Genomic DNA, 21,503 nt, shown 5'->3' with positions numbered 1-21,503 from the left:
ATTACTCCAGCTCGTCCATCAGGGCGACCAGCTTCTCAACGGCTTTCTGAGCGTCCGGGCCATCGGCCTGGATGGTGACGTTGGTACCCTTGGTCAGACCCAGAGTCTGCAACTTGAACAGGCTCTTGGCGCTGGCGGACTTGCCACCGGAGACCACAGTGATCTCGCTTTGGAATTCTTTGGCTTCTTTCACGAATTGCGCTGCCGGACGGGTGTGCAGGCCGTTTTCAGCAGTGATAACTACAGACTTCTCGTACATGGTTCACCCCATATTATTGATATTTTATAGCCTAAAGGCCGCCTTGAGGCTGCGCAGTCAGACCGTTTAAGTATGCATATGTTGTAAAGTAACGAAATCAGACCTGCAATAGCTTAATCCAGGTCAATTTTCTGTTCAGTATTTGTAGTCTTGGTCGGATTTTCTGGAACACCGTGCTGCAAGCCTTGCTATACCTAGCTTGTCGTTATTTTATAACGAAAAATAACACTTTGTTACTTTGTGAAACCTGACCCGCAAAAAGTGCGTGACGCCGCACAGGATATGAGATTTATCACAGAATGTCTGCTTTTTTTGTGGCGTCTTTATTTGTTATTTTACCCCAAAAAATAAGGGGGTCGACTGGCGCTGTTTGGCGCTAAGCTTAGCGCAAACAAAAATGGCGCCCGCAGTGGGCGCCATTTTTATGGAAAATAACATCACTTACTGTTGCAGCTCTTGATCACTGAATACACCGGCAAACAGGGCGCTGGAGAGATAGCGCTCGGCGGCGCTTGGCAGTATGACGACGATGGTCTTGTCAGCAAATTCCGGCAGCTCGGCCAGACGGGCTGCGGCCACGACGGCAGCGCCAGAGCTGATCCCGGCCAGGATCCCTTCCTCTTCCATCAGGCGACGTGCCATCTCGATGGCGTCATCGCTGCTGACCTGCTCGACGCGGTCCAGCAAGGTCAGGTCCAGGTTGCCCGGGATGAAACCGGCGCCTATGCCCTGGATCTTGTGGGGACCTGGCTTTATCTCTTCACCCGCCAGTTTCTGGCTGATGACAGGAGATTCACTCGGCTCGACCGCGACCGAAATGATGGCCTTGCCCTTGGTCTGCTTGATGTAGCGGGAGACCCCGGTGATGGTGCCGCCGGTACCTACCCCGGCCACGAACACATCGATGTCGCCATCGGTGGCTTCCCAGATCTCGGGGCCAGTTGTCTTTTCGTGGATCTCGGGGTTGGCCGGGTTTTCAAACTGCTGCAGCAGTACAAATTTGCCCGGTTCGGATTCGAGGATCTCATTGGCCTTGGCGATGGCGCCTTTCATGCCCAGAGGCCCCTCGGTCAGCACCAGATTGGCACCCAGGGCCTTGAGCAGCTTGCGACGCTCCAGGCTCATGGTCGCTGGCATGGTGAGGGTGATGGGATAGCCACGGGCCGCAGCCACGAAGGCCAGAGCAATACCCGTATTACCACTGGTGGGCTCGATGATCTCCTTGCCCTTGGTCAGAACGCCGCGCTTTTCGGCATCCCAGATCAGGTTGGCGCCAATGCGGCACTTGACGCTGAAGCTGGGGTTACGGCTCTCGATCTTGGCCAGCACTCGGCCCTTGGTAACACGGTTGAGACGAACCAGCGGGGTATGACCTATGGTCTGGCTGTTGTCCTCAAAAATCTTACTCATGGTGCTATCCCTGTTTGTTACGGCGATGAAACAAGATTACTCTGAGATTCCTGAATGAGAAGTGACGTTTTGTTATAACAATATGTTATTACAAGATATAGAGCTTATACCCTCTTATCTGAATTAATCGCCGACCATCATCCGGTGATCAGTTATAACGAAACCCTGAACGATAGCAGAGTGTCGCGCTCTGGCGACTGTTCCTAGGTCGGCCCAGCCCAGCGTCACCTCGACCCTACCCGATAAGCCGGGACTGCACCCGGCACAGGAGCAAAGATGACCCAGATAGTGATCAGTGGCAGCGGCCTCTATACCCCGCCCCATGCCGTCAGCAACGAGGAGCTGGTTAAAGCCTTCAACCAGTATGTGGATCTCTACAACGAAGAGAACGCTTCCGCCATCGATGCGGGTCAGCTCGATGCCAAGCAGCACTCCAGCAGTGACTTCATCGAGAAAGCTTCCGGCATCAAGAGTCGCTTCCTGGTGAGTCGGGAAGGGGTTCTGGATCCTGACATCATGCAACCGCTCTTGGCCGAACGCCCCGATGAACAGCCGTCCATCATGGTCGAAATGGCGGTGGCCGCCGCCGAACAGGCGCTGATCGCCGCCGGTCGAAAACCCGAAGAGATCGACCTGGTCATCGTCGCCGCCTCCAACATGCCGCGCCCCTATCCGGCGCTGGCGATCGAGCTGCAACACTACCTCGGTGCCGCTGGTATGGCGTTTGATATGAACGTGGCCTGCTCCTCCGCCACCTTCGGCATCAAGACGGCGGCGGATCTGCTGGCGGCAGGGACGGCCAGGCTGGCACTGGTAGTCAATCCCGAGGTCTGTTCGGGCCACCTCAATTTTCGCGACCGCGACAGCCACTTCATCTTCGGCGATGCCTGTACAGCTGTCCTGCTGGAGCGGGGGGAAGATTGCCAGGTAGCCAACCCTTGGCAGCTGGTGGCCAGCAAGCTGGTGACCCACTACTCCAACAACATTCGCAACAACTTCGGTTTCTTGAACCGGCTCAGCCCACGCACCCGATATGGCGACGATAAGCTGTTTCGCCAGCAGGGGCGCAAGGTGTTCAAGGAGGTACTGCCTCTGGTATGCGATCAGATTGAGGGGCAGCTGGCGGCTCAGGGCTGGCAGGCCGGGGAACTTTCCCGACTCTGGCTGCATCAGGCCAACCTCACCATGAACCAGTTTATCGGTCGTAAATTGCTGGGCCATGATGCCAGCCAGGAGGAGGCTCCCGTCATCCTGGACCGCTATGGCAATACCAGTTCGGCGGGTTCCATTATCGCGTTCCATCTGTACAATCGCGACCTTCCTGCGGGTGCCCGTGGTGTGCTCTGCTCGTTTGGCGCTGGCTATTCGATAGGGAGTCTGCTGCTGCGGCGTCTGTGAAAGGCGGGGTTCTTCCCCCGCCGCCATAACAATAAACAGCGGTTTGGGTCGAATTATGCAGAACATTTCGGGACGTTGCGCCCTGCATTACGCGGTGACCTTGTCACTATTTTGTCTTTACGGTTTTCAGGTGTGTCCATTTCTTGAGCATTTGACGCTGCTCCAGTTGTTGACGCCCACCTTGCCGACCTTTGCGCTGATGTTTGCCCTGCGCGCACTTCTGCTGCGCCGATTGACGCTGTCAGCGCAAGGCGTCGCAGGCTTCGGACTGGAGTGGGGCCTCTATCTGCTGGGGGCTCTGCTGCTCTCGCTCTACAATGGGGTCGTTCATGGCTTCCCACTGGAGAGCCACCTCAAGATCCTGCTGGGCATGAGTACGCTCGGGTTTCTGGCCGCGGCAGACTTGTCGCTGACCCGGGACTGGGTGTGGGCCCGGCGGCGTGAGCATCAAGCCTGTCTGGCGCTGAACCAGCCGCAGGCCATGTCGGTTTCCCGCAAGTTTTCCCTGTTTGCCCTGGCGACGCTTATCCTCTTGGGGGGCGTCTTCTTCCTGCTGTTCAACAAGGATATGGAGTGGCTGGTGACAGTGGGTTACGAGCTGCCGAGGCAGGATGCCCAGCGTTATATCCTGCTGGAAATCGCCTTCGTGATGGCGGTGACCTTTGGCTATCTCTGGATCATCATCCGTGGCTATGGCCGCAACCTGACCTTCTCCTTGATGCACCAGACCCGCGCCATGGCACGGGTGCAGTCTGGCGATCTGGCGGCGCGGGTGCCCGTGACGCGGGATGACGAGTTTGGCCTGATCGCCGCCAGCACCAACCAGATGATCGCGGAGTTGAAGGCGCGCAGCGACGAACTCCACCTGACGCGGGACGTGGCCATCCTCGGCCTGGCCTCTCTGGCGGAGACCCGGGACAATGAAACCGGCGCGCACATCATCCGCACCCAGTACTATGTCAAGGCGCTGGCCGAGTATCTGGATAGGACTGACCCTGCCCGCTATCGTCTCGATGAGGTCACCATTGAACTGCTGTTCAAGTCTGCGCCGCTGCATGATGTGGGCAAGGTGGGGATCCCCGATGCTATCTTGCTCAAGGCAGGCAAGCTGACCGACGAGGAGTTCGTCATCATGAAGCGCCACTCCCAGATCGGCGCCGATGCGCTGGCCAGCGCCGAAGCCCAGCTCGGTTCAAACTCTTTCCTGCGACTGGCGCGGGAGATAGCCCTCACCCATCACGAGAAGTGGGACGGCAGCGGTTATCCGAATGGGTTGGCTGGGGAGGCCATCCCCCTCTCTGGCCGCCTGATGGCCGTGGCGGATGTCTATGATGCCCTCATCTCGAAACGGGTCTACAAACCCGCATTCAGCCATGAGGAGGCTGCGCAGATCATCGTCAAGGGGCGGGGCAGCCATTTCGATCCCTGCGTGGTCGATGCCTTCCTCGCCTGCGAGGATACTTTCAGGCAGATTGCCATCGAGCACAGGGATGAGCACTGATAAAAAACCACCCGCCCGGGTGGTTTTTTCATGTGCACTGCTTGAGCGGTAATCAGGCCGGTGTAATGGCCAGCACCTGGCAGTCGGGCTCGCTGATGCGAAAGCGCACGTTGAGATCAAACAGCCTGACGCCGTACTCCTTCTCGTCCGGCTTGCCTTTCTTGTAGGCGGGACGGGGATCTTGCGCCAGCACCTCGCTAACCAACAGGCGCAGCTCGGGATGATCCTTGAGCCAGGGGTGCAGCTGCTGCTCCGCCTGCGAGCTGAAGCTCACCACAAGGGGCGGGGCGGGGGCATCAGGTGCAAAACCACCCCTGGCATCGGGCAGGCTGTCGGCATAGGGGATATAGGGTTTGATGTCGACGATGGGGGTACCATCAAGCAGATCGACGGCCCCTAGCTCGAGCCAGAGCTTGCCCCGTTCACGCCCGACGCCGAGCAGTTCCACCACGGAGAGCCCAAGGGGGTTGGGGCGGAAGGTGGAGCGGGTGGCGAAGACGCCGACGCGCTCGTTCCCCCCCAGACGCGGTGGTCGTACCGTCGGGTGCCAGCCCTGGGCCATGGTCTGGTGGAACACGAAACTGAGCCAGAGATGGGAGAACTGCTCTATGCCGCGCAGTACATCAGGCTGATCGTAGGGAGGCAACAATTCGAGCCGTGCGAGGGCAGATTTGACCAGGCCGGGTTGGCGAGGTATGGCGAACTTCTCCTTGTAGGGGGAGTGGATCACCCCCAGGGTATCTATCTCAAATTTCACGCGCTAGGCCCCTGCATGGTGGAAAACCGGGGCAATCTAGCATAATCCGCCGGTAAAGGCATGAATGCGGCCATGGCGCCCAGCCTCGGGCAGCATTGGCGCAAGAATCGGACACGGCTATAGTGCTGACACCGCTTGTTCCCCAATCCTGCTTCGAGGAGTGCCCATGGTCATTGCCCCTTACGCCGCGTTGCTGGCGTGCCTGTTCGTCTATCTGAGCCTGAGAGTGGTACGGCTGCGCCACCGTTTTCAGGTGGCGGTGGGAGATAATCAGGAGCCGCTGCTTGCCCGTGCCATTCGCGCACATGGCAACTTCACCGAGTATGTGCCGCTCTGTCTGCTGCTCATCTTTTGCTTCGACAGCCTTGGTGGCCCTATTCCCCTGATCCATGGCTTTTGTCTATTGCTGTTGCTGGGACGCACGCTGCATGCCTTTGGCATCAGTCAGCCGAAAGAGAATTTCAAGTTCAGAAGCGGTGGCATGGTGATGACCTTCATCGCCCTGCTGGGATCGGCGCTGGGCATCTTGGTGCTGACGCTGATTGACCTGTTTTGAGCACGGACGTGATCACGGGGAGTGTGAGGGGAGATGCAATCACCCCGGCGAGGCCGGGGTGAGGTGTTACTTCTGCTCGGCCACTTTGAGGGCCTGACCGTAGCAGATGACCTGCTTGAGGCAACCTGGGACATCGCTGTACTCGGCACACTTGTCGATGGTGATGCCATTGCCGCCCATGTCCGCCGCCCGGCGCCGGGCCAGAGTGCGCGCCTCCCCGGCGTTGGGAACGGGCTGATTGGCATCGCTTTGGCAGGATTCGCCCTCGACGGTGCCCAGATAGAGATAGTTCAATGCGGCAAGGTCGGCCTGCTCGTAGATGGTGACGCTGCCCGGTTTGAAGTACTCATCAAAGTTCTCCTTGTCCAGGTTGCTGTTGAAGGCGAAGTTGGCGCAGCCGGAGGCGAGCAGGGGCATCATCAGGATCAGGCGTTTCATATCGGCATCTTGTTGACCAGTGAGGCAAACATTATAGGGGCCAGTCGCCACCGGCGACCAGCCCCTATTTGTCTCTGTGTGGGTGAGCGTTGACGACCCTGGTCGCCAACCAGCTCAGAGGGTCACTGCCTCAGGGCGCTCAGATCGGGGCCAGGCGCCGATGCAGGCTCTGGTAGTAGTCGTCTGCCAGCAGCTGGGCGTGGGGGGCGCACAGACGGATCTGGCCCTCCTCCATCAGCGCTATCCTGTCCATCTGCTCCAGGCCAATCAACCGGTGGGAGATGAGCAACATGGAGCGATCGGCGCCCAGTCGCATCAGCAGTGCCATGATGTCGCGCTCCGTCTGGCTGTCGAGCCCCTCGGTCGGCTCATCCAGCAACCAGAGTGGCGCGTCATGCAAGAGGGCGCGTGCTATGCCTATCCGGCGCCGCTCACCGCCAGACAGAGGGCGGCCACCGTCGCCCAGCCAGGCATCCAGACCCGCTTCATCCTCAAGCAACGCGCCAAGCCCGACCTGTTGCAGCACCTCGGCCAGCCGCTCGTCATTGGCTGCCGGGGCCGCCAGCTTGAGGTTGTCGCGCAGGGTGGCGGCAAACAGATGCACCCGCTGGCTTACCACTGAGAAGGAAGCGCGCAGCGCCCCTTCGCTGTAATCGGTCAGCGGCTTGCCATCCAGTACTATCTTGCCCGCTTGCGGGTTCCACTCCCGGGTCAGCAAGCCCATCAGGGTTGATTTTCCGCACCCCGTCTGGCCCAGTAGCGCCAGTTTCTCACCCGCCTGCAATTGCAGGGTGCAACCACGCAGCACGGGTTGGGTGTTGCCTGGGTAACCGAAGGAGAGATCGCTTATCTGCAAGGCGCCCCCCTCGGCACGCTCGCGCAGTTCTCCCCACGCCGGGGGCTGGGCATCTTGCAATATCTCGTTGAGGCGGCGGGCCGAGGCCAGACTGGTCGAGAGATGCTGAAAGGCGCCAGCCAGGGGCAACAAGGCCTCGAAGCTTGCCAAGGTGGCAAATACCATCAGCGCCGTCATGGGCCCCGGCGCAGCACCACCCACCCCGTGGCTGGCGAGCCAGAGCATCAGGGTCAGGGTCCAGCCACTGAGCAGCTGGACGCTGGCATTGGCCAGACCGCTCACCCTGGCCATGCGTGCCTGGGCACGGATCAGATCTTGCTCGGCTTGCTGCAGGTCGGACAAGGCGCGGGGGGCGGCGGCAAACATCTGCAACTCAGCCTGACCATCGAGATAATCCACCAGACGGGTACGCAGTTGGGCCTTGCCGGTGATGAGCGCCTGGCCGGGCTTGCGACCGGCGAAGAAGAACACCAGGGGCAGGGCCATCATGCCAAACAGCAAGATGGCGCCGAGGATGAGGGCTAGCCGACTATCGAAGAAGGAGAGGAAGAATACCAGACCGCCTGTGCTTAGCAGGGCAGCCCCAATCGGGGTGATCAGGCGCAGATAGACGTGGTCCATGGCATCGATGTCCGCCACCAGGCGGTTGAGCAGATCCGCCTGGCGAAAGCCTGCCAGGGCACCGGGCGAGAGCGGTGAGAGTCTCTGCCAGAACCAGACCCGCAGCCGGGTCAGCACCCGGAAGGTGGCATCGTGGCTCACTACCCGCTCACCCCAGCGGCCTGCGGTGCGGACGATGGAGAAGAAGCGCACCCCGCCAGCCGGGGTCATGTAGTTGAAGGTATCACGGCTGGCGACGGCCATGCCCGCCACTGCGGCGGCGGAGAGGAACCAGCCGGAGAGCGACAGCAGGCCGATGCCGGCGGCCAGTGTCACCAGTGCCAGCAGCAGACCGACACTCAGGCTCAGCCAGTGCTGGCGGTAGAGCCGCAGAAACGGCAGTAGATCAGTCATCGAGAGAATTCCCCGCACGTTGGGACAAGAGGCTGGCGAAAGGCCCCTGGCCCTCACTCAGTTGCCGATAGTGGCCCTGTTCGACCAGCTGGCCCTTGGCCAGCACCAGGATCTGATCCATTTCACTCAATTGATCGAGCCTGTGGGTGATCATCAACAGGGTCTGATCCACCGTGGCTTTTTCCAGGCTCGCCATGATGGCGCGCTCCGAGAGCCTGTCCAGGCTAGCGGTGGGTTCATCCAGGATCATCAATTGAGTCGATTTGAGCAGGGTGCGGGCCAGAGCCAGGCGCTGGGCCTGGCCGACTGAGAGGCCGCCCGCCTGATCGCCAAGGGGATAATCCATCCCCTTCTCCATGGCGAACTCCCACGCCTGGGCGCCCTTGAGTGCCTCGCTCAGCTCGATATCGCTGGCATCAGGCTTGGCCAACAGCAGGTTGTCGCGCAAGGAGGCATGAAACAGCTGCGGGTTTTGAGAGAGCCAGCCGAGGCGCTGTCGCCACTGACTCATGTCGAGGCTGGCCAGCTCCTGGCCATCGACTTTCAGCTCCCCACGATAGGGCGCAAAGCCGAGCAGTGCATTGACCAGCGAACTCTTGCCTGCGCCACTGATGCCTACCAGGGCGGTGCGTGAACCGGGTGCCAGGGTGAAATCGATGGGGCCGACCAGTACCTTGCCTTCGGCGCTCAATACCTCCAATGCACGGGCCTCGACCCGGATCGGCTGGGTTGCCGTGAATGCCTGATCACCGCTGGCGGGTTCAGCCACCTCGGCTTCCAGAAACTCCAGCAGCTGCTCGGCGGCACCAATGGCCTGAGCCTTGGCGTGATAGTGAGCACCCAGTTCGCGCAGGGGGGCATAGAACTCGGGAGCCAGGAAGAGCACGAACAGACCGGTAAACAGCGTCACCTTGGCGCCGTAATTGCCGAAGTTGAGGTGATCGATATAAGAGAAACCAAAGTAGACGGCGACCAGGGCGACCGAGAGGGCGGCGAAGAACTCCAGCACGGCGGTACTGAGGAAAGCCAGACGCAGCACCTCCATGGTCCTGATCCGAAAATCCTCAGATGCCTCTTCTATCTCCTTTCCTTCGGCCTGGGTACGCATGAAGAGTTGCAGGGTACGCAGTCCCTTGAGCCGATCGAGGAAGTGACCCGAGAGGCGGGCCAGGGAGTGGAAGTTGCGGCGATTGGCATCGGCGGCACCGACCCCGACCAGGATCATGAACAGGGGAATGAGCGGCGCCGTACCGAGCAAAATGATGCCTGCGGCCCAGTTGATCGGAAAGACCGCCACCAAAATCACGATGGGGATGAAAACGGCGATGGCCATCTGCGGCAGATAGCGGGAGAAGAACTCCTGCATATTTTCGATCTGCTCGAGCAGCAGGCTGGCCCAGCTCCCCGCCGGACGACGCTGTATATAAGCAGGGCCAAGGCGACTGAGCCGCGTCAGTACCAGGTTACGTATGGTCTGGCGGACCGCGGCGCCAGCCTTGAAGCTGGTCACCTCGCGGCCATAGGCGAGCAGTGCCTTGCCGAGGGTGACGGCGAGCAGGCTGATAAACAGGGGGATCTGCTGCTCGGGCAGGGTGCCCGCTATGATGAAACCGTGCAGCAGGGTGGCCAGCAGCCAGGCCTGGGCGACCATCAGGACGCCCTGACCCATGCCGAACACTATGGAGAGACCGATCCAGCGCCGGCCGTGGCTCGACTGCATGCGCAACCAGCCATAAAGATGTTTTTGGGTATTCTTGTCCATCACCAGCTTCCTCATTTCGAGTGGCGCAAGACTATCCTCGCCCCCAGGCAATGGCAACCTTGTAAATACCATGGCATGAAGCAGGGCGGTTGAAAATGCGGCTCCCTGTTCATTACTTGGTCGAACAGTTTGATTTGCTGTAAAAAATCGAAAGGGTGCCATTGCGCTTGGCGGCAAAATGCATATAGTAGAGCCCCTGACGCGGGTGTAGTTCAATGGTAGAACGGTAGCTTCCCAAGCTGCATACGTGGGTTCGATTCCCATCACCCGCTCCATATTCTGATATCAAGCAGCTTGATTAACCCCAGGGTGACAAATTGCTTGAATAGGTGGGCTGGATTCTGTTGCCCACTGCAATTTCTGATGCCAAGCGGGCATCGTATAATGGCTATTACCTCAGCCTTCCAAGCTGATGATGCGGGTTCGATTCCCGCTGCCCGCTCCAGCTTCACAGCAAAAAGCCCACTCTCGCGAGTGGGCTTTTTGCTTATGTTGTTTTATTGGCTCGCCCACGCCGCCTCCCTTATCGCTACGCGCCCATCAGGCAAAGTGCTGCCAGTGCTTGGCGCGGCCAGCAAAAAGGCGCCTTGAGGGCGCCTTTGATATGGTGGGGTAGGACTCGTTTATTCTTGCTCGAGCTCGCCGCAGAAGCGATAGCCTTCGCCATGGATAGTGGCGATGATCTCGGGGGTGTCACCCACGCTCTCGAAATGCTTGCGAATGCGACGAATGGTCACGTCCACGGTGCGGTCATGGGGTTTGAGCTCACGGCCTGTCATCTTCTTGAGCAGCTCGGCACGGGTCTGGATCTGGCCCGGGTTCTCACAGAAATGCAGCATGGCACGAAACTCTGAGCGCGGCAGCTTGAACATGTCGCCGGTCGGGCTGACCAGAGCACGGCTGTTGATGTCCAGTGCCCAGCCGTTGAACAGGTAACGTTCGACCTGCTTCTTATCCTCGCCACCGGGCAGCACATTCATGGTGCGGCTCAGCAGGTTGCGAGCGCGTATGGTCAGCTCACGGGGATTGAACGGTTTGGTGATGTAATCGTCGGCGCCTATCTCCAGGCCCAGGATCTTGTCTACTTCATTATCCCGACCGGTCAGGAACATCAGGGCGATGTTGTCATCTTCACGCAGTTCGCGCGCCAGCAGCAGGCCATTCTTGCCCGGCAGGTTGATGTCCATGATCACCAGATTGATGGTGTGGTTGGTCAGAGCCTGGTGCATCTCGTCACCATTGTTTGCTTCCAGCACTATATAGCCTTCGGCTTCGAAGATGCTCTTGAGGGTATTGCGGGTAACCAGCTCGTCTTCGACGATCAGAATGTGTGGTGTTTGCATGAGTTTTCCCAGATTCTTATCAGTTAATTAGCTAAATTTTAACACTTTTGGCGTTACCCGACCCATCAAGGACGTATCCTGAAAATTTATTACATCATCCAGGGTATGAACTCAGGATCGAGTCATCGCGAATTTGGTATCAATGCTGGCCAACATCCCTGCGCCATATGAAGGCTCTCGACCCTGACGGGGGAGAGGAGCCGGAAAGGTAGTCCATTACGAAAGTTGCCGCATTTTATCAGTTAACAGGCGCATAACAACAGTCTTTGCTGTCAGATAGCAACTTTTTAACTCTGTATTGATATAGGTCAAACCCTGAACTGGCAGCATAATAGTGGGGCCAGGCCCCTTTTTAGCCACTTATTAATGTAATTAAATGTAACATGTGATTGACATGGTTTTGTGGGAAAACTACAAAATTTTCGTGTGCTTGCCCCCTAGATCCTCCCCGCGTCATCCAGTTATGCCAGGTCAAACGTCAGTCATCCCACCAACTGCGCTGCATGAAATCGGCATAACCCAGGCTGTGCCTCGAAGATGAGGATGCACATTTTCGCGTTGTCCCTGGCTCGCATTACATAAGCAGTCGATGAGGTCGTTCTGCCCCAGACATCAATCCAGACACAGCGTTCCCATTTTTTAGCCATCAACCTTTCCTCCACTGTCAGCATTCTCTGCATCGGGTCGAGCAAGGTCATCTCAGAGGATTGACCAGGTGACCCAAGATGCAGCTATGGAGCCATGCGTCACGCAGTGTTGCGGGTGCTTGAAGCACCTCTTGAGGGCGGCGGGAAGGATGGACTCATTATGGATTGTCAGCGCCTTGTGTTGATGAAAGAATGAGCGGCATCATATCCAAGGAGAGGAGTGAATCATGCTGGATCTTTTGCCGGATCTTTGCGACCTGCACGGTGACAGCCTGCAAGTTGCCGACCCCCTGTTTCGACACTTTGGCGCCAACGCCATCTTCTATGGTGAGGCGGTGACCCTCTCCTGCTTTGAAGACAACAGCCTGGTGCGGGATCTGGTGGCGCGTCCAGGCCATGGCCGGGTCATGGTGGTCGATGGTGGTGGGTCTGTGCGTCGAGCATTGTTGGGGGATCAGCTTGCCATCCAGGCGGTCGAGTCAGGGTGGGCCGGTTTCATCATCAATGGGGCTGTGCGCGATGTGGGTACGCTCAATACGCTGGCACTTGGCGTCAAGGCGCTGGCGGCCTGTCCTGTCAAGACGCAAAAGTTGGGGGCTGGGGAGGAGGGCGCCGTGCTGAACTTTGCCGGAGTGACCATAGCGCCGGGGGATTTCGTCTATGCAGATCTCAATGGCATAGCAATCAGTGCCAGTCGGCTCATCTGAGCATCAGAAGTGGAAACCCATGCCGATGCTCAATGACTGCTCTGCCGTGAGCGGGCTGATGCCAAAGTTAGCAGTCAGTGCCAGTTGAGGAGCCAGTAACAGTCGACTATTGAGCTCGACGTGGGTCGTCGCATAGCCAATCTCCAGTTGGCTTAACTGGCTGCCAATGTTGAGGGACGGGGTGAGTTGGTAGCGTAGCCCTGAGGCCAGGTTGAAGCCCGCCTGTGCGGATTGGCCAGAGCCCGCGGGGCCCCCTTCCATGAAGAGGGCAACATCATCCATGATGTTGTACTGATAGCCGGTATTGATGAGCCAGGTGTCGAAAGGGTCGGTTCGGCCATCTCCCCGGCTGTCCTGCAAGACGCCTGAATAGCTTCTCAGATAGAGCTCTCCTTCGCCGGGATCCTGTTCGAGGAAGTCCCAGTCGGCGGCGATACAGTTGAGGCTACAGGCAGATAACAGCAGACAGATGAGTGAGTTAGCCATTCATTTCCCCTCCATGGGTCCCGAATAGGATCACAAGCATGGCACATGCTTGCATGCTGTAAAGGGACTCATTTAAATTTCCAAGGCTTTGCTTCGCTGACTCATCGTGGTAAACAGGGCCGTTCATTTTACTGCATATGACCGAGAGGGGATCCCATGAACAAGAATCTGATGCTGTTGGCCACCCTGGCCTTGGGAGGCTGTGCCATGACATCCGGCTCCAACATGACTCAACTGGAGGCCAATACCTGGCAGTTGCAAGGGGCGAGCGCGGATGCCTTTACCTTGCAAGTCTCCGAGGGCAAGGTGGCAGGCAAAGGGGGCTGCAACCGCTACTTTGGTGGCATTACCAAGCTGGATGACAAGACGCTGACGCTGGCTGGCCTCGGTTCAACCCGCATGGCGTGCATGGGGGATCTCATGGCCAAGGAGGGTGATTACCTCCAGAAGCTGACCCAGGTCGCCAGCTATCAGGTGGGTGGTAGTCAGCTGGTCTTGAAAGATGCCAGTCAGGCAACCTTGCTTACGTTCGACGCCAAGTTGGCCGAGTAAACGCCCATGGCTGGTCAGAGGTTGTCGCGTCTGATCCATGGCCGGTCTTGCCAACCTACCGGACAGGGAACTGACTCAATGGAGAGGGGCGCCGCGGCGCCCCTCTCGTTTTCCAGTCGAATGCATTCAGCGCTTATGGCGCACTAGTCCCATCAGGGGAGAGCCGCTTGGCGTCATGGCCACGTTCTCCCTGCTGATAGCGAAAGCGCTTCTTGCGTCTATAGGGGTAGACATCCTCGAAGCTGCCTCCCTGGATATTGGCCTGCAACCCTTGCCAGTAGCTGGCATCGAACAGTTCACTGTGCACTTGCATCATGATCTCCCGCACCTGGCGCTTTTGCAGCAAGAAGGTGGCGAACTCTTCGGGGAAGATATCGTTGGGGGCCACCGAATACCAGGGCTCGGCGCTCAACTCATCTTCCGGGTAGCGTGGTGGCGGGATCTGGCGAAAGTTACACTCCGTCATATAGCAGATCTCGTCATAGTCGTAGAACACCACCCGGCCATGGCGAGTCACCCCGAAATTCTTGAACAACATGTCACCGGGGAAGATGTTGGCCGCCGCCAGCTGCTTGATGGCGTTGCCGTACTCTTCTAGCGCCAGCCGGGTCTGTTGCTCGTCCGCGTTATCCAGATAGAGGTTGAGCGGGATCATCTTGCGCTCGGTATAGAGGTGTTTTATCACCAGCTTGTCCGAGGTCAGGGTCAGCGCCGAGGGGGCGACCCGTTGCAGCTCGTCCAGCAGCTCGGGGGAGATCCTCTCCAGGGGAAATTCGAAGTTGGTGAACTCCTGGGTATCGGCCATGCGGCCCACCCTGTCGTGCTGCTTGACCAGCCGGTATTTTGCCTTGACCTGCTCGTGGCTCACGTCTTTTGGGGGGGTGAACTCATCCTTTATCACTTTGAACACCACGTCATAGGAGGGGAGGGTGAACACGCTCATCACCATGCCCTTGATGCCGGGGGCGATAACGAGCTGATCCCGGCTCATGGCCATGTGGTGGCGATAGTGACGGTAGAACTCCGTCTTGCCGTGCTTCTGGCAGCCGATGGCGTTGTAGAGCTCGTAGTCGGGCTTGTGGGGCAGAATTTGCCGCAAGAAGGCAACGATGAGCGCAGGCTCGGGGGCATAGACCATGAAATAGGCACGGGCGAAGCCAAACACGATGGAGGCGAGCTCGGGCTCGAAGATGAGGGTATCAACATAGATGCTCTGCCCCGTGCTCAGCAGCGGCAGGATGAAGGGATAGACCCGCTCCTGGCTGCGGGCAAGTCCCACCAGGTAGGCGCCCTTGTTGCGGTAGAAGACCTCGCGCAGCAGTTCCAGGGTGAAGGGGGATGCACGCAGTGCCGCCGGACCGCTCTCGGTCAGGTGGCGGCAAATATGCGCAATGTCGCGCTCCTTATCCTCATAGGGCAAGGTAAAGGGGTAGTCGGCAAACAGTTGACGCAAGGTCTGGGGCAAGTCTGCCTGGCTGCTGGGATAAATGCGCAGTTGGGCCGACAAGTCCGGATGCTCACCCCGGCTGCGGAAGGGGTGTATATAGAGGTTCTCGTCGCGGATGTTGCGATGACGGAAGATGCGCCGGTAGACAGAGTTGAAGAAAGACTCGGCCACCTCGAAGTTGGCACAACCCGGCAGCAGATCGCTAAAGGCGCTCTTGACGCGCTTGAGCAAGTCCTGGGTCGCAACCTGCTCCCCCATCATGGTACGGATGAGCGCCGTGGTCGCACCCACATGATGGTCGTATAGGCGGATCCGCTCACGTCCGGCCAGCTGCACACCGAGCCAGTCGCCATGCTCGAAGCGACTCTTGCTGCCTTGGGTGATCTCGAGAAAACGGCTGTAAAATGACTCGAATCGCTGCAAAATAGTCTCTGCAACTGCCTGTCCCAGTGCCTTGTCCATCGCCACCTTCCTTGTGGTTATCGTGCTTCTGCTGGCCATTATTTCGCCGACATTTCTGGCCACTATGGCAACATTCAAACATCTGTTCAAGTGGCATTTTGCGGGGATTAACGGTAGATTTCGCCCCTTTGCAGCCCTGCCCGCGAGGAATTATCCATGAAGCTCTATTTTGTCCTGATGGCGCCTGCCCGCCCACAGAATGTCGGGGCCGCCGCTCGCGCCATGAAGACCATGGGGTTTGACGCCATGCGGGTCGTGGCGAGTCAGGTTCATCAAGAGGATGAGGCAAGCTGGGTAGCCCATGGGGCTCAGGAGATTCTGGCCAATGCCGAGGCGTTCGATACCTTGCCCGAAGCCCTGGCCGATATGGATCTGGTGATAGCGACAACGGCCCGTCAGCGTGGTCGCTATCAGTACTATCTCACGCCCGGGGAGATCCGCAGTCAGATCCGCGCCAAGCCATCACTGAACAAGGTCGCCATCCTGTTTGGCTGCGAGGAGTCGGGTCTATCCAACGAACAACTGGCCCATGCCGACTTGCTCAGCTATCTGCCCCTCAAGGTGAGCTACCCCTCGTTGAACCTGGGTCAGGCGATCATGCTGTATGCCTATGAGCTGAGTCCTTTACTCGATGAAGCGGCCCCCGTAGACGAAAATTCGGACAACAGCGGGCAGGTTCGAGTGCTAAAACAAAAAACAGCAGAAATTCTTGTGGAAGTAGGTGTTTCGCAGGATGAAAAACTGCATCAATGGGTGATGGACCGAGTGCCTATGCTGCCACAACGGGATCTGAATATGCTGCATCTGCTCTGTAAAGACCTGATGAGGCGGCTTGGCAAGCTGCTTTGAGTTGACAGCGTCCGCCGTGCAGGGTATTGCTAGAGGCCAGTCTCGTAGCAGAGTGTTCGTCATGCAGTTAATCATCAACGTCATCACCACCACCATTATTACCGGTACCACCACAGGTGGCACTGGGGCCGGTTGATGCGCTGACGAACAAGCACAGAAATCAGAAAAAGGCCCGTACCCACCCAGTACGGGCCTTTTTGTTGCGCAGTTTACAGGGAGAGAAAGCGATGAGAGTGTTGAAGTTTGGCGGGTCATCACTGGCCGATGCAGAGCGTTTTTTACGGGTAGCCGATATCGCGGTTAATACCCATGGTCAGTCCCAGGTTGCTCTGGTGTTGTCAGCGCCGGCCAAGGTGACCAATCACCTGGTGGCGTTGGTAGAACAGACAAGCCGTGGCATGGATGCCAGCCCCACCCTGTTTGAGATCAACGGCATCTTCTCCCGTCTGTTGGCTGGCCTCAAGGCCGCCTATCCGGCCCTGGATGAGAAAGCATTGCAAACCCGGCTCACCAAAGAGCTGGATCAGGTCGAGCGGTTGATGCAGGGCATCCGCCTGCTGGGTCAGTGCCCGGACAATGTCCAGGCCCACATCCTGAGCCGGGGGGAGAATCTCTCCATCGCCTTCATGCATGAGCTGCTGCGGGTACGCGGACTCGAGTTGGACGTGATCGTGCCTGAGCAGCTGCTGGTGACCGATGGTGGTCATCTGGAGGCTCACGTCGATATCGAAGCCTCGCGGGTGCGTTTTGCCGCCAAGGGGCTTCGTTCGGATTGCCTCTACCTGATGCCGGGTTTCACCGGTGGCAGCGACAAGGGTGAAACCGTGCTGCTGGGCCGCAACGGCTCCGATTACTCGGCAGCCGTGCTGGCCGCCTGCGTGGACGCCGAGTGCTGCGAGATCTGGACAGACGTGGAAGGCTGTTACAACTGCGACCCCCGTCTGGTGCCGGACGCCTATCTGCTGAAAACCCTCTCCTATAAAGAGGCGATGGAGCTCTCCTATTTCGGCGCCAAGGTGCTGCACCCGAAAACCATCGCCCCTGTGGCCCAGTTCCATATTCCCTGCCTCATCAAGAACAGCTTCAACCCCCAAGGGCCCGGCACCCTGATCGGTGCCGAGCAGGGGGATGATGACCTGAAAGTGAAGGCCATCTCCGACTTGTCCGGCATGTGCATGGTCAACGTCTCCGGCCCCGGCATGAAGGGCATGGTCGGCATGGCTGGCCGCATCTTCTCCGCCGTCTCCCGCGCCGGGGTCAGCATAGTGCTCATCACCCAGTCATCAAGCGAGTACAGCGTCAGCTTCTGTATCCACAGTTACGATCTGGACAAGACCCGCAAGGTGCTGGAGCGTGAATTCGAGCTGGAGTTCAAGAATCAGCTGCTTGAGCCGCTGGAGATAGTGCGCGATCTGGCCATCATCTCGCTGATCGGTGACGGCATGCGCACCAGCAAGGGCATGGCGGCCCGCTTCTTCACCTCCCTGGCGCAGGCTTCCATCAATATCGTCGCCATCGCGCAGGGATCGAGCGAGCGCTCCATCTCGGCGGTGGTGCGGGATCGCAAGGTGGCGGAAGCCATCAAGGCGTGTCATCAGAACTTCTTCGGCAGCCAGCAGTTCATCGACTTGTTCGTGGTCGGCATCGGCGGCGTCGGCGCGGCCCTGGTGGATCAGATTGCCCGCCAGCAACCTGTGCTCGCCGAGCAGGGCACTGGCCTGCGGGTGGTGGGCATCGCCAACAGCCGCCAGATGGCGGTCAACAAGGATGGCCTGGCGCTGGCCAACTGGCGTGAACAGCTGGTGGAAGCCCGTGACAGTTTCAGCCTGGAGGCGGTGAAAAAACTGGTAGAAGAGAGCCACCTCATCAACCCCGTGATCGTCGATTGCACCTCAAGCGAGGCCATCGCCGTCCAGTATGCCGACTTCCTGGCCGCCGGTTTCCACGTGGTCACCCCGAACAAGAAGGCCAATACAGGGTCGCTCGATTACTACAAGGCGCTGCGCCGCACCGCCCGCCAGACTCGTCGCAAGTTCCTGTACGAGACCAACGTGGGCGCCGGTCTGCCGGTCATCGAGAACCTGCAAAACCTCATCAAGGCCGGTGACAAGCTGCGCGCCTTCGACGGCGTTCTGTCCGGGTCGCTCTCCTTTATCTTCGGCAAGCTGGATGAGGGCATGAGTTTTAGCGAGGCCACCAAGATAGCGCGCGGCAACGGCTTCACCGAGCCGGATCCCCGCGATGACCTCAATGGCATGGACGTGGCTCGCAAGTTGCTCATTCTGGCCCGTGAGGCCGGCATGGCACTGGAGCTGTCCGATGTCGATGTCGAGCAGGCCCTGCCGCCCGGCTTTGATGTCAGCGGCGATGTGGAGTCCTTCATGGCCCGCCTGCCCGATGCCGATGCCTGGTTCCGCGATCAGTTCGAGAGTGCACAGCAGCAGGGTAAAGTGCTGCGCTACGTCGGCTCCATCGAAGAGGGCCAGTGCAAGGTCGCCATCAAGGCGGTCGGCGCCGATGAGCCGCTGTTCAAGGTGAAAGACGGGGAAAACGCCCTTGCCTTCTTCTCCACCTATTACCAGCCCATCCCGCTGGTGCTGCGCGGCTATGGCGCCGGTACCGAAGTGACTGCCGCCGGTGTCTTCGCCGATGTGTTGCGCACCCAGAACTGGAAGCAGGAGCTATAAGCATGAGTTCAGATATGAACCCCTATTTGGAAAATAAAGAAAGTGTGGTGGCCTATGCGCCAGCCTCCAGTGCCAACCTGAGTGTGGGATTCGATGTCCTGGGGGCGGCGCTCGCCCCCGTGGATGGCTCCCTGCTTGGGGATCGCGTCCAGGTCAAATCGGCAGAGGTGCCTTTTGCCCTCTCCAGTGTGGGCCGTTATGCCCACAAGCTGCCCGACGATCCGAAAAAGAACATCCTTTATGACTGCTGGCTCGCCTATGGCGAAGCGTTGGCCAAGATAGGCCGCGAGATGCAGCCGCTGGAGATGGTGCTGGAGAAGAACCTGCCGGTCGGCTCGGGTCTGGGTTCCAGCGCCTGCAGCGTTGTGGCGGCGCTCGAGGGGCTCAACGCCTTCCACGGCGCACCGCTCGATGAACACGCCATGCTGCTGTTGATGGGGGAGATGGAAGGGCGCATCTCCGGCTCCGTTCACTATGACAACGTGGCGCCCTGCTACCTTGGTGGCCTGCAACTTGTGCTGGAGGAAGGGGGCGTTATCAGCCAGGGTATTCCGGTGTTCGAGCAGTGGTACTGGGTAGTCTGCTACCCGGGCACAGTAGTATCCACCGCCGCCGCCCGCGCCATACTGCCTGCCCAGTATCGCCGTCAGGATTGCCTCACCTATGGCCGCCGGCTGGCGGCCTTCGTCCATGCCAGTTACACCCAGCAGGAGGGATTGGCGGCGAGCGTGCTCAAAGACGTGATCGCCGAACCTTACCGCGCGGCGCTTATCGAAGGTTTCAACGAGGTGCGGGCTCAGGCGGCCCAGAACGGGGCCCTGGCCACCGGCATCTCCGGCTCAGGCCCCAGCGTCTTCGTGGTGATGAAGGATCTGGCCCAGGCCGAGCGGATGAAGGATTGGATGGACGCACATTTCGTGCAGAACGAAGATGGATTTGCCCGGGTCTGCAAACTGGACATGGCCGGGGCACGGGTAACAGGAAGCGAGCTATGAATCTTTACAATATCAAGGACAAGAGTGAACAGGTCAGCTTCGCCCAGGCCGTGCGCCAGGGTCTGGGCCGCGAGCAGGGGCTCTTCTTCCCCGAAACCATCGCCCCCCTGGCTGACGTGGATGGTCTGCTGGACTTGCCGCTCGCCGAGCGCTCGGCTCGCATAATCAGCCACCTGCTGGGGGACGAAGTGCCCTTGCCTAAGGTCAGCGAGCTTATCGACGCGGCTTTCACCTTCCCGGCGCCCCTGGTCAAATTGAAAGACGGCACCTATGCCCTGGAGTTGTTCCATGGCCCGACCCTGGCGTTTAAGGACTTCGGCGGCCGCTTTATGGCCCAGTGCCTGGCGACTTTCAGGACCAACGACAAGATCACCATACTCACAGCTACCTCCGGTGACACCGGCGCCGCCGTGGCCCACGCCTTCTATGGCCTGGAGGGGATTGAGGTGGTCATTCTCTATCCCAAGGGCAAGATCAGCCCCCTGCAGGAGGCGCTGTTCTGCACCCTCGGCGGCAACATCCGCACCATCGCCATCGACGGCGACTTCGACGCCTGCCAGGCGCTGGTGAAAGATGCGTTCGACGACGAGGCGCTGAAAAAAGCGATTGGCCTGAACTCCGCCAATTCCATCAATATCAGCCGCTTGTTGGCCCAGGTCTGTTACTACTTCGAGGCCCTGGCCCAGCTGCCCAAGGCCGACCGTGCCAAGGCGGTCATCAGCGTGCCGTCCGGCAACTTTGGCAACCTGACCGCAGGCCTGATTGCCAAGGCGCTGGGGCTGCCGGTGAAGCGCTTTATCGCCGCCACCAACGCCAACGACACAGTGCCGCGCTACCTGAAAACCGGCAGCTGGGAGCCGCACCAGACGGTCGCGACCCTCTCCAACGCCATGGACGTGAGCCGCCCCAACAACTGGCCTAGGGTAGAGGAGCTGTGCCGCCGGGAAGGCTGGGCGCTGGAGACCTTGGGTTCTGGCATGCGCAGCGATGCCCAGACTCGCGATGCGTTGCAGCGTCTGCACCAGCTCGATTACCTGTGCGAGCCTCACGGCGCCATTGCCTGGGATCTGCTGAACGAGCAGCTCGCCGAGGACGAGGTAGGGGTCTTCCTCTGCACCGCCCATCCCGCCAAGTTCAAGGAGTCGGTGGACGAGATCCTGGGGCTGGATGTGCCGCTGCCGGGCCCGCTCGCCAAGCACGCCGCCCTGCCGCTGCTCTCCCACAACCTGATCGCAGACTTTGGCCGCCTCAAGGCCTTTCTGCTCGGTTAAGTCGCCATGAGACACTGAAGATCCCCCGCTTTTATCACGAGAGCGGGGGATTTTTTATTTTCGGCATAGGGCGGGGAATCCAGCCCTGGATGATTCACCCTGAAAC

18 protein-coding genes, 2 tRNA genes and 1 other annotated feature are annotated in these 21,503 nt (G+C 59.1%); of the genes, 11 read left to right on the top strand and 9 right to left on the bottom strand.

Annotated elements, in window-relative coordinates; translation table 11 throughout:
• Position 1 precedes the first annotated feature (1 nt).
• The gene (locus ACSMDR_RS04940) at positions 2–259 is read right to left on the bottom strand and encodes an HPr family phosphocarrier protein (protein ID WP_005303128.1); all 258 of its coding nucleotides are present in this window, start codon (positions 257–259) and stop codon (positions 2–4) included.
• Between the two features lie 441 nt (positions 260–700).
• Complete coding sequence (cysK, locus tag ACSMDR_RS04935) at positions 701–1,669, bottom strand: cysteine synthase A (RefSeq protein ID WP_436467379.1); 969 nt, start codon at positions 1,667–1,669, stop codon at positions 701–703.
• A 276-nt stretch (positions 1,670–1,945) separates the two neighbouring features.
• Here cysK and ACSMDR_RS04930 point away from each other — a divergent pair, with 276 nt between their 5' ends.
• Positions 1,946–3,067, top strand: coding sequence for a beta-ketoacyl-ACP synthase III (locus ACSMDR_RS04930; protein WP_436467377.1), 1,122 nt, complete (start codon positions 1,946–1,948; stop codon positions 3,065–3,067).
• A gap of 55 nt (positions 3,068–3,122) precedes the next feature.
• Entirely contained in the window at positions 3,123–4,568 is a 1,446-nt protein-coding gene (locus ACSMDR_RS04925; protein WP_436467375.1) for an HD-GYP domain-containing protein, read from the top strand.
• 52 nt (positions 4,569–4,620) lie between these two features.
• Here ACSMDR_RS04925 and tsaA read toward each other — a convergent pair whose 3' ends face one another.
• Complete coding sequence (tsaA, locus tag ACSMDR_RS04920) at positions 4,621–5,325, bottom strand: tRNA (N6-threonylcarbamoyladenosine(37)-N6)-methyltransferase TrmO (RefSeq protein ID WP_436467373.1); 705 nt, start codon at positions 5,323–5,325, stop codon at positions 4,621–4,623.
• Positions 5,326–5,491: 166 nt separating this feature from the next.
• Between tsaA and ACSMDR_RS04915 the strand changes: the two genes are divergently transcribed.
• On the top strand, positions 5,492–5,881 hold the full coding sequence (locus ACSMDR_RS04915; RefSeq protein ID WP_005902908.1) for an MAPEG family protein: 390 nt from the start codon (positions 5,492–5,494) through the stop codon (positions 5,879–5,881).
• Positions 5,882–5,947: 66 nt separating this feature from the next.
• On the opposite strand, the gene rcsF is transcribed toward ACSMDR_RS04915, so the two are convergent.
• The 3 genes from rcsF to cydD form a co-directional block, all read right to left on the bottom strand.
• Positions 5,948–6,319, bottom strand: coding sequence for an Rcs stress response system protein RcsF (rcsF, locus tag ACSMDR_RS04910; RefSeq protein WP_005902910.1), 372 nt, complete (start codon positions 6,317–6,319; stop codon positions 5,948–5,950).
• Positions 6,320–6,458: 139 nt separating this feature from the next.
• Positions 6,459–8,189: a heme ABC transporter ATP-binding protein/permease CydC gene (cydC, locus tag ACSMDR_RS04905; protein ID WP_436467370.1), complete on the bottom strand. Its 1,731-nt coding sequence runs from the start codon at positions 8,187–8,189 to the stop codon at positions 6,459–6,461.
• Positions 8,182–9,951, bottom strand: a complete 1,770-nt coding sequence (cydD, locus tag ACSMDR_RS04900) for a heme ABC transporter permease/ATP-binding protein CydD (protein WP_436467368.1) — start codon at positions 9,949–9,951, stop codon at positions 8,182–8,184. Before cydD ends, cydC begins: the two co-directional genes overlap by 8 nt.
• Positions 9,952–10,152: 201 nt before the next feature.
• Between cydD and ACSMDR_RS04895 the strand changes: the two genes are divergently transcribed.
• Together ACSMDR_RS04895 and ACSMDR_RS04890 are read left to right on the top strand one after the other, a co-directional pair.
• Positions 10,153–10,226: transfer RNA gene (locus ACSMDR_RS04895), tRNA-Gly, on the top strand.
• A gap of 95 nt (positions 10,227–10,321) precedes the next feature.
• Positions 10,322–10,396 (top strand) — tRNA-Gly (locus ACSMDR_RS04890).
• Between the two features lie 178 nt (positions 10,397–10,574).
• On the opposite strand, the gene arcA is transcribed toward ACSMDR_RS04890, so the two are convergent.
• A complete protein-coding gene (gene arcA / locus ACSMDR_RS04885; RefSeq protein WP_005902917.1) occupies positions 10,575–11,294 on the bottom strand; it encodes a two-component system response regulator ArcA in 720 nt (239 codons plus the stop codon).
• A gap of 874 nt (positions 11,295–12,168) precedes the next feature.
• On the opposite strand from arcA, the gene ACSMDR_RS04880 reads away from it, so the two are divergent.
• Entirely contained in the window at positions 12,169–12,648 is a 480-nt protein-coding gene (locus ACSMDR_RS04880; RefSeq protein WP_005902919.1) for a putative 4-hydroxy-4-methyl-2-oxoglutarate aldolase, read from the top strand.
• A gap of 3 nt (positions 12,649–12,651) precedes the next feature.
• On the opposite strand, the gene ACSMDR_RS04875 is transcribed toward ACSMDR_RS04880, so the two are convergent.
• A complete protein-coding gene (locus ACSMDR_RS04875; protein ID WP_436467365.1) occupies positions 12,652–13,134 on the bottom strand; it encodes a hypothetical protein in 483 nt (160 codons plus the stop codon).
• Between the two features lie 156 nt (positions 13,135–13,290).
• Here ACSMDR_RS04875 and ACSMDR_RS04870 point away from each other — a divergent pair, with 156 nt between their 5' ends.
• The gene (locus tag ACSMDR_RS04870; RefSeq protein WP_436467363.1) at positions 13,291–13,686 is read left to right on the top strand and encodes an META domain-containing protein; all 396 of its coding nucleotides are present in this window, start codon (positions 13,291–13,293) and stop codon (positions 13,684–13,686) included.
• 133 nt (positions 13,687–13,819) lie between these two features.
• Here the strand turns inward: ACSMDR_RS04870 and aceK are convergent, their stop codons facing one another.
• Positions 13,820–15,595, bottom strand: coding sequence for a bifunctional isocitrate dehydrogenase kinase/phosphatase (aceK, locus tag ACSMDR_RS04865; protein ID WP_436467361.1), 1,776 nt, complete (start codon positions 15,593–15,595; stop codon positions 13,820–13,822).
• A 156-nt stretch (positions 15,596–15,751) separates the two neighbouring features.
• On the opposite strand from aceK, the gene ACSMDR_RS04860 reads away from it, so the two are divergent.
• From ACSMDR_RS04860 to thrC, 4 genes are all read left to right on the top strand, one after another.
• On the top strand, positions 15,752–16,444 hold the full coding sequence (locus tag ACSMDR_RS04860) for a tRNA/rRNA methyltransferase (RefSeq protein ID WP_005902924.1): 693 nt from the start codon (positions 15,752–15,754) through the stop codon (positions 16,442–16,444).
• A gap of 67 nt (positions 16,445–16,511) precedes the next feature.
• Positions 16,512–16,646: a sequence feature (Thr leader region), on the top strand.
• A 25-nt stretch (positions 16,647–16,671) separates the two neighbouring features.
• A complete protein-coding gene (gene thrA / locus ACSMDR_RS04855; protein WP_436467358.1) occupies positions 16,672–19,131 on the top strand; it encodes a bifunctional aspartate kinase/homoserine dehydrogenase I in 2,460 nt (819 codons plus the stop codon).
• 2 nt (positions 19,132–19,133) lie between these two features.
• Positions 19,134–20,126 (top strand): homoserine kinase, encoded by a 993-nt coding sequence (thrB, locus tag ACSMDR_RS04850; RefSeq protein ID WP_436467356.1) that lies wholly within the window; start codon positions 19,134–19,136, stop codon positions 20,124–20,126.
• A complete protein-coding gene (gene thrC, locus ACSMDR_RS04845) occupies positions 20,123–21,397 on the top strand; it encodes a threonine synthase (protein ID WP_436467354.1) in 1,275 nt (424 codons plus the stop codon). Before thrB ends, thrC begins: the two co-directional genes overlap by 4 nt.
• Positions 21,398–21,503 lie beyond the last annotated feature (106 nt).

It is taken from the genome of Aeromonas molluscorum (assembly GCF_051376105.1).
Classification (GTDB): domain Bacteria; phylum Pseudomonadota; class Gammaproteobacteria; order Enterobacterales; family Aeromonadaceae; genus Aeromonas; species Aeromonas molluscorum.
The sequence above is the reverse complement of the archived record's forward strand: the minus strand, read 5'-3'. Positions and strand labels throughout refer to the sequence as shown.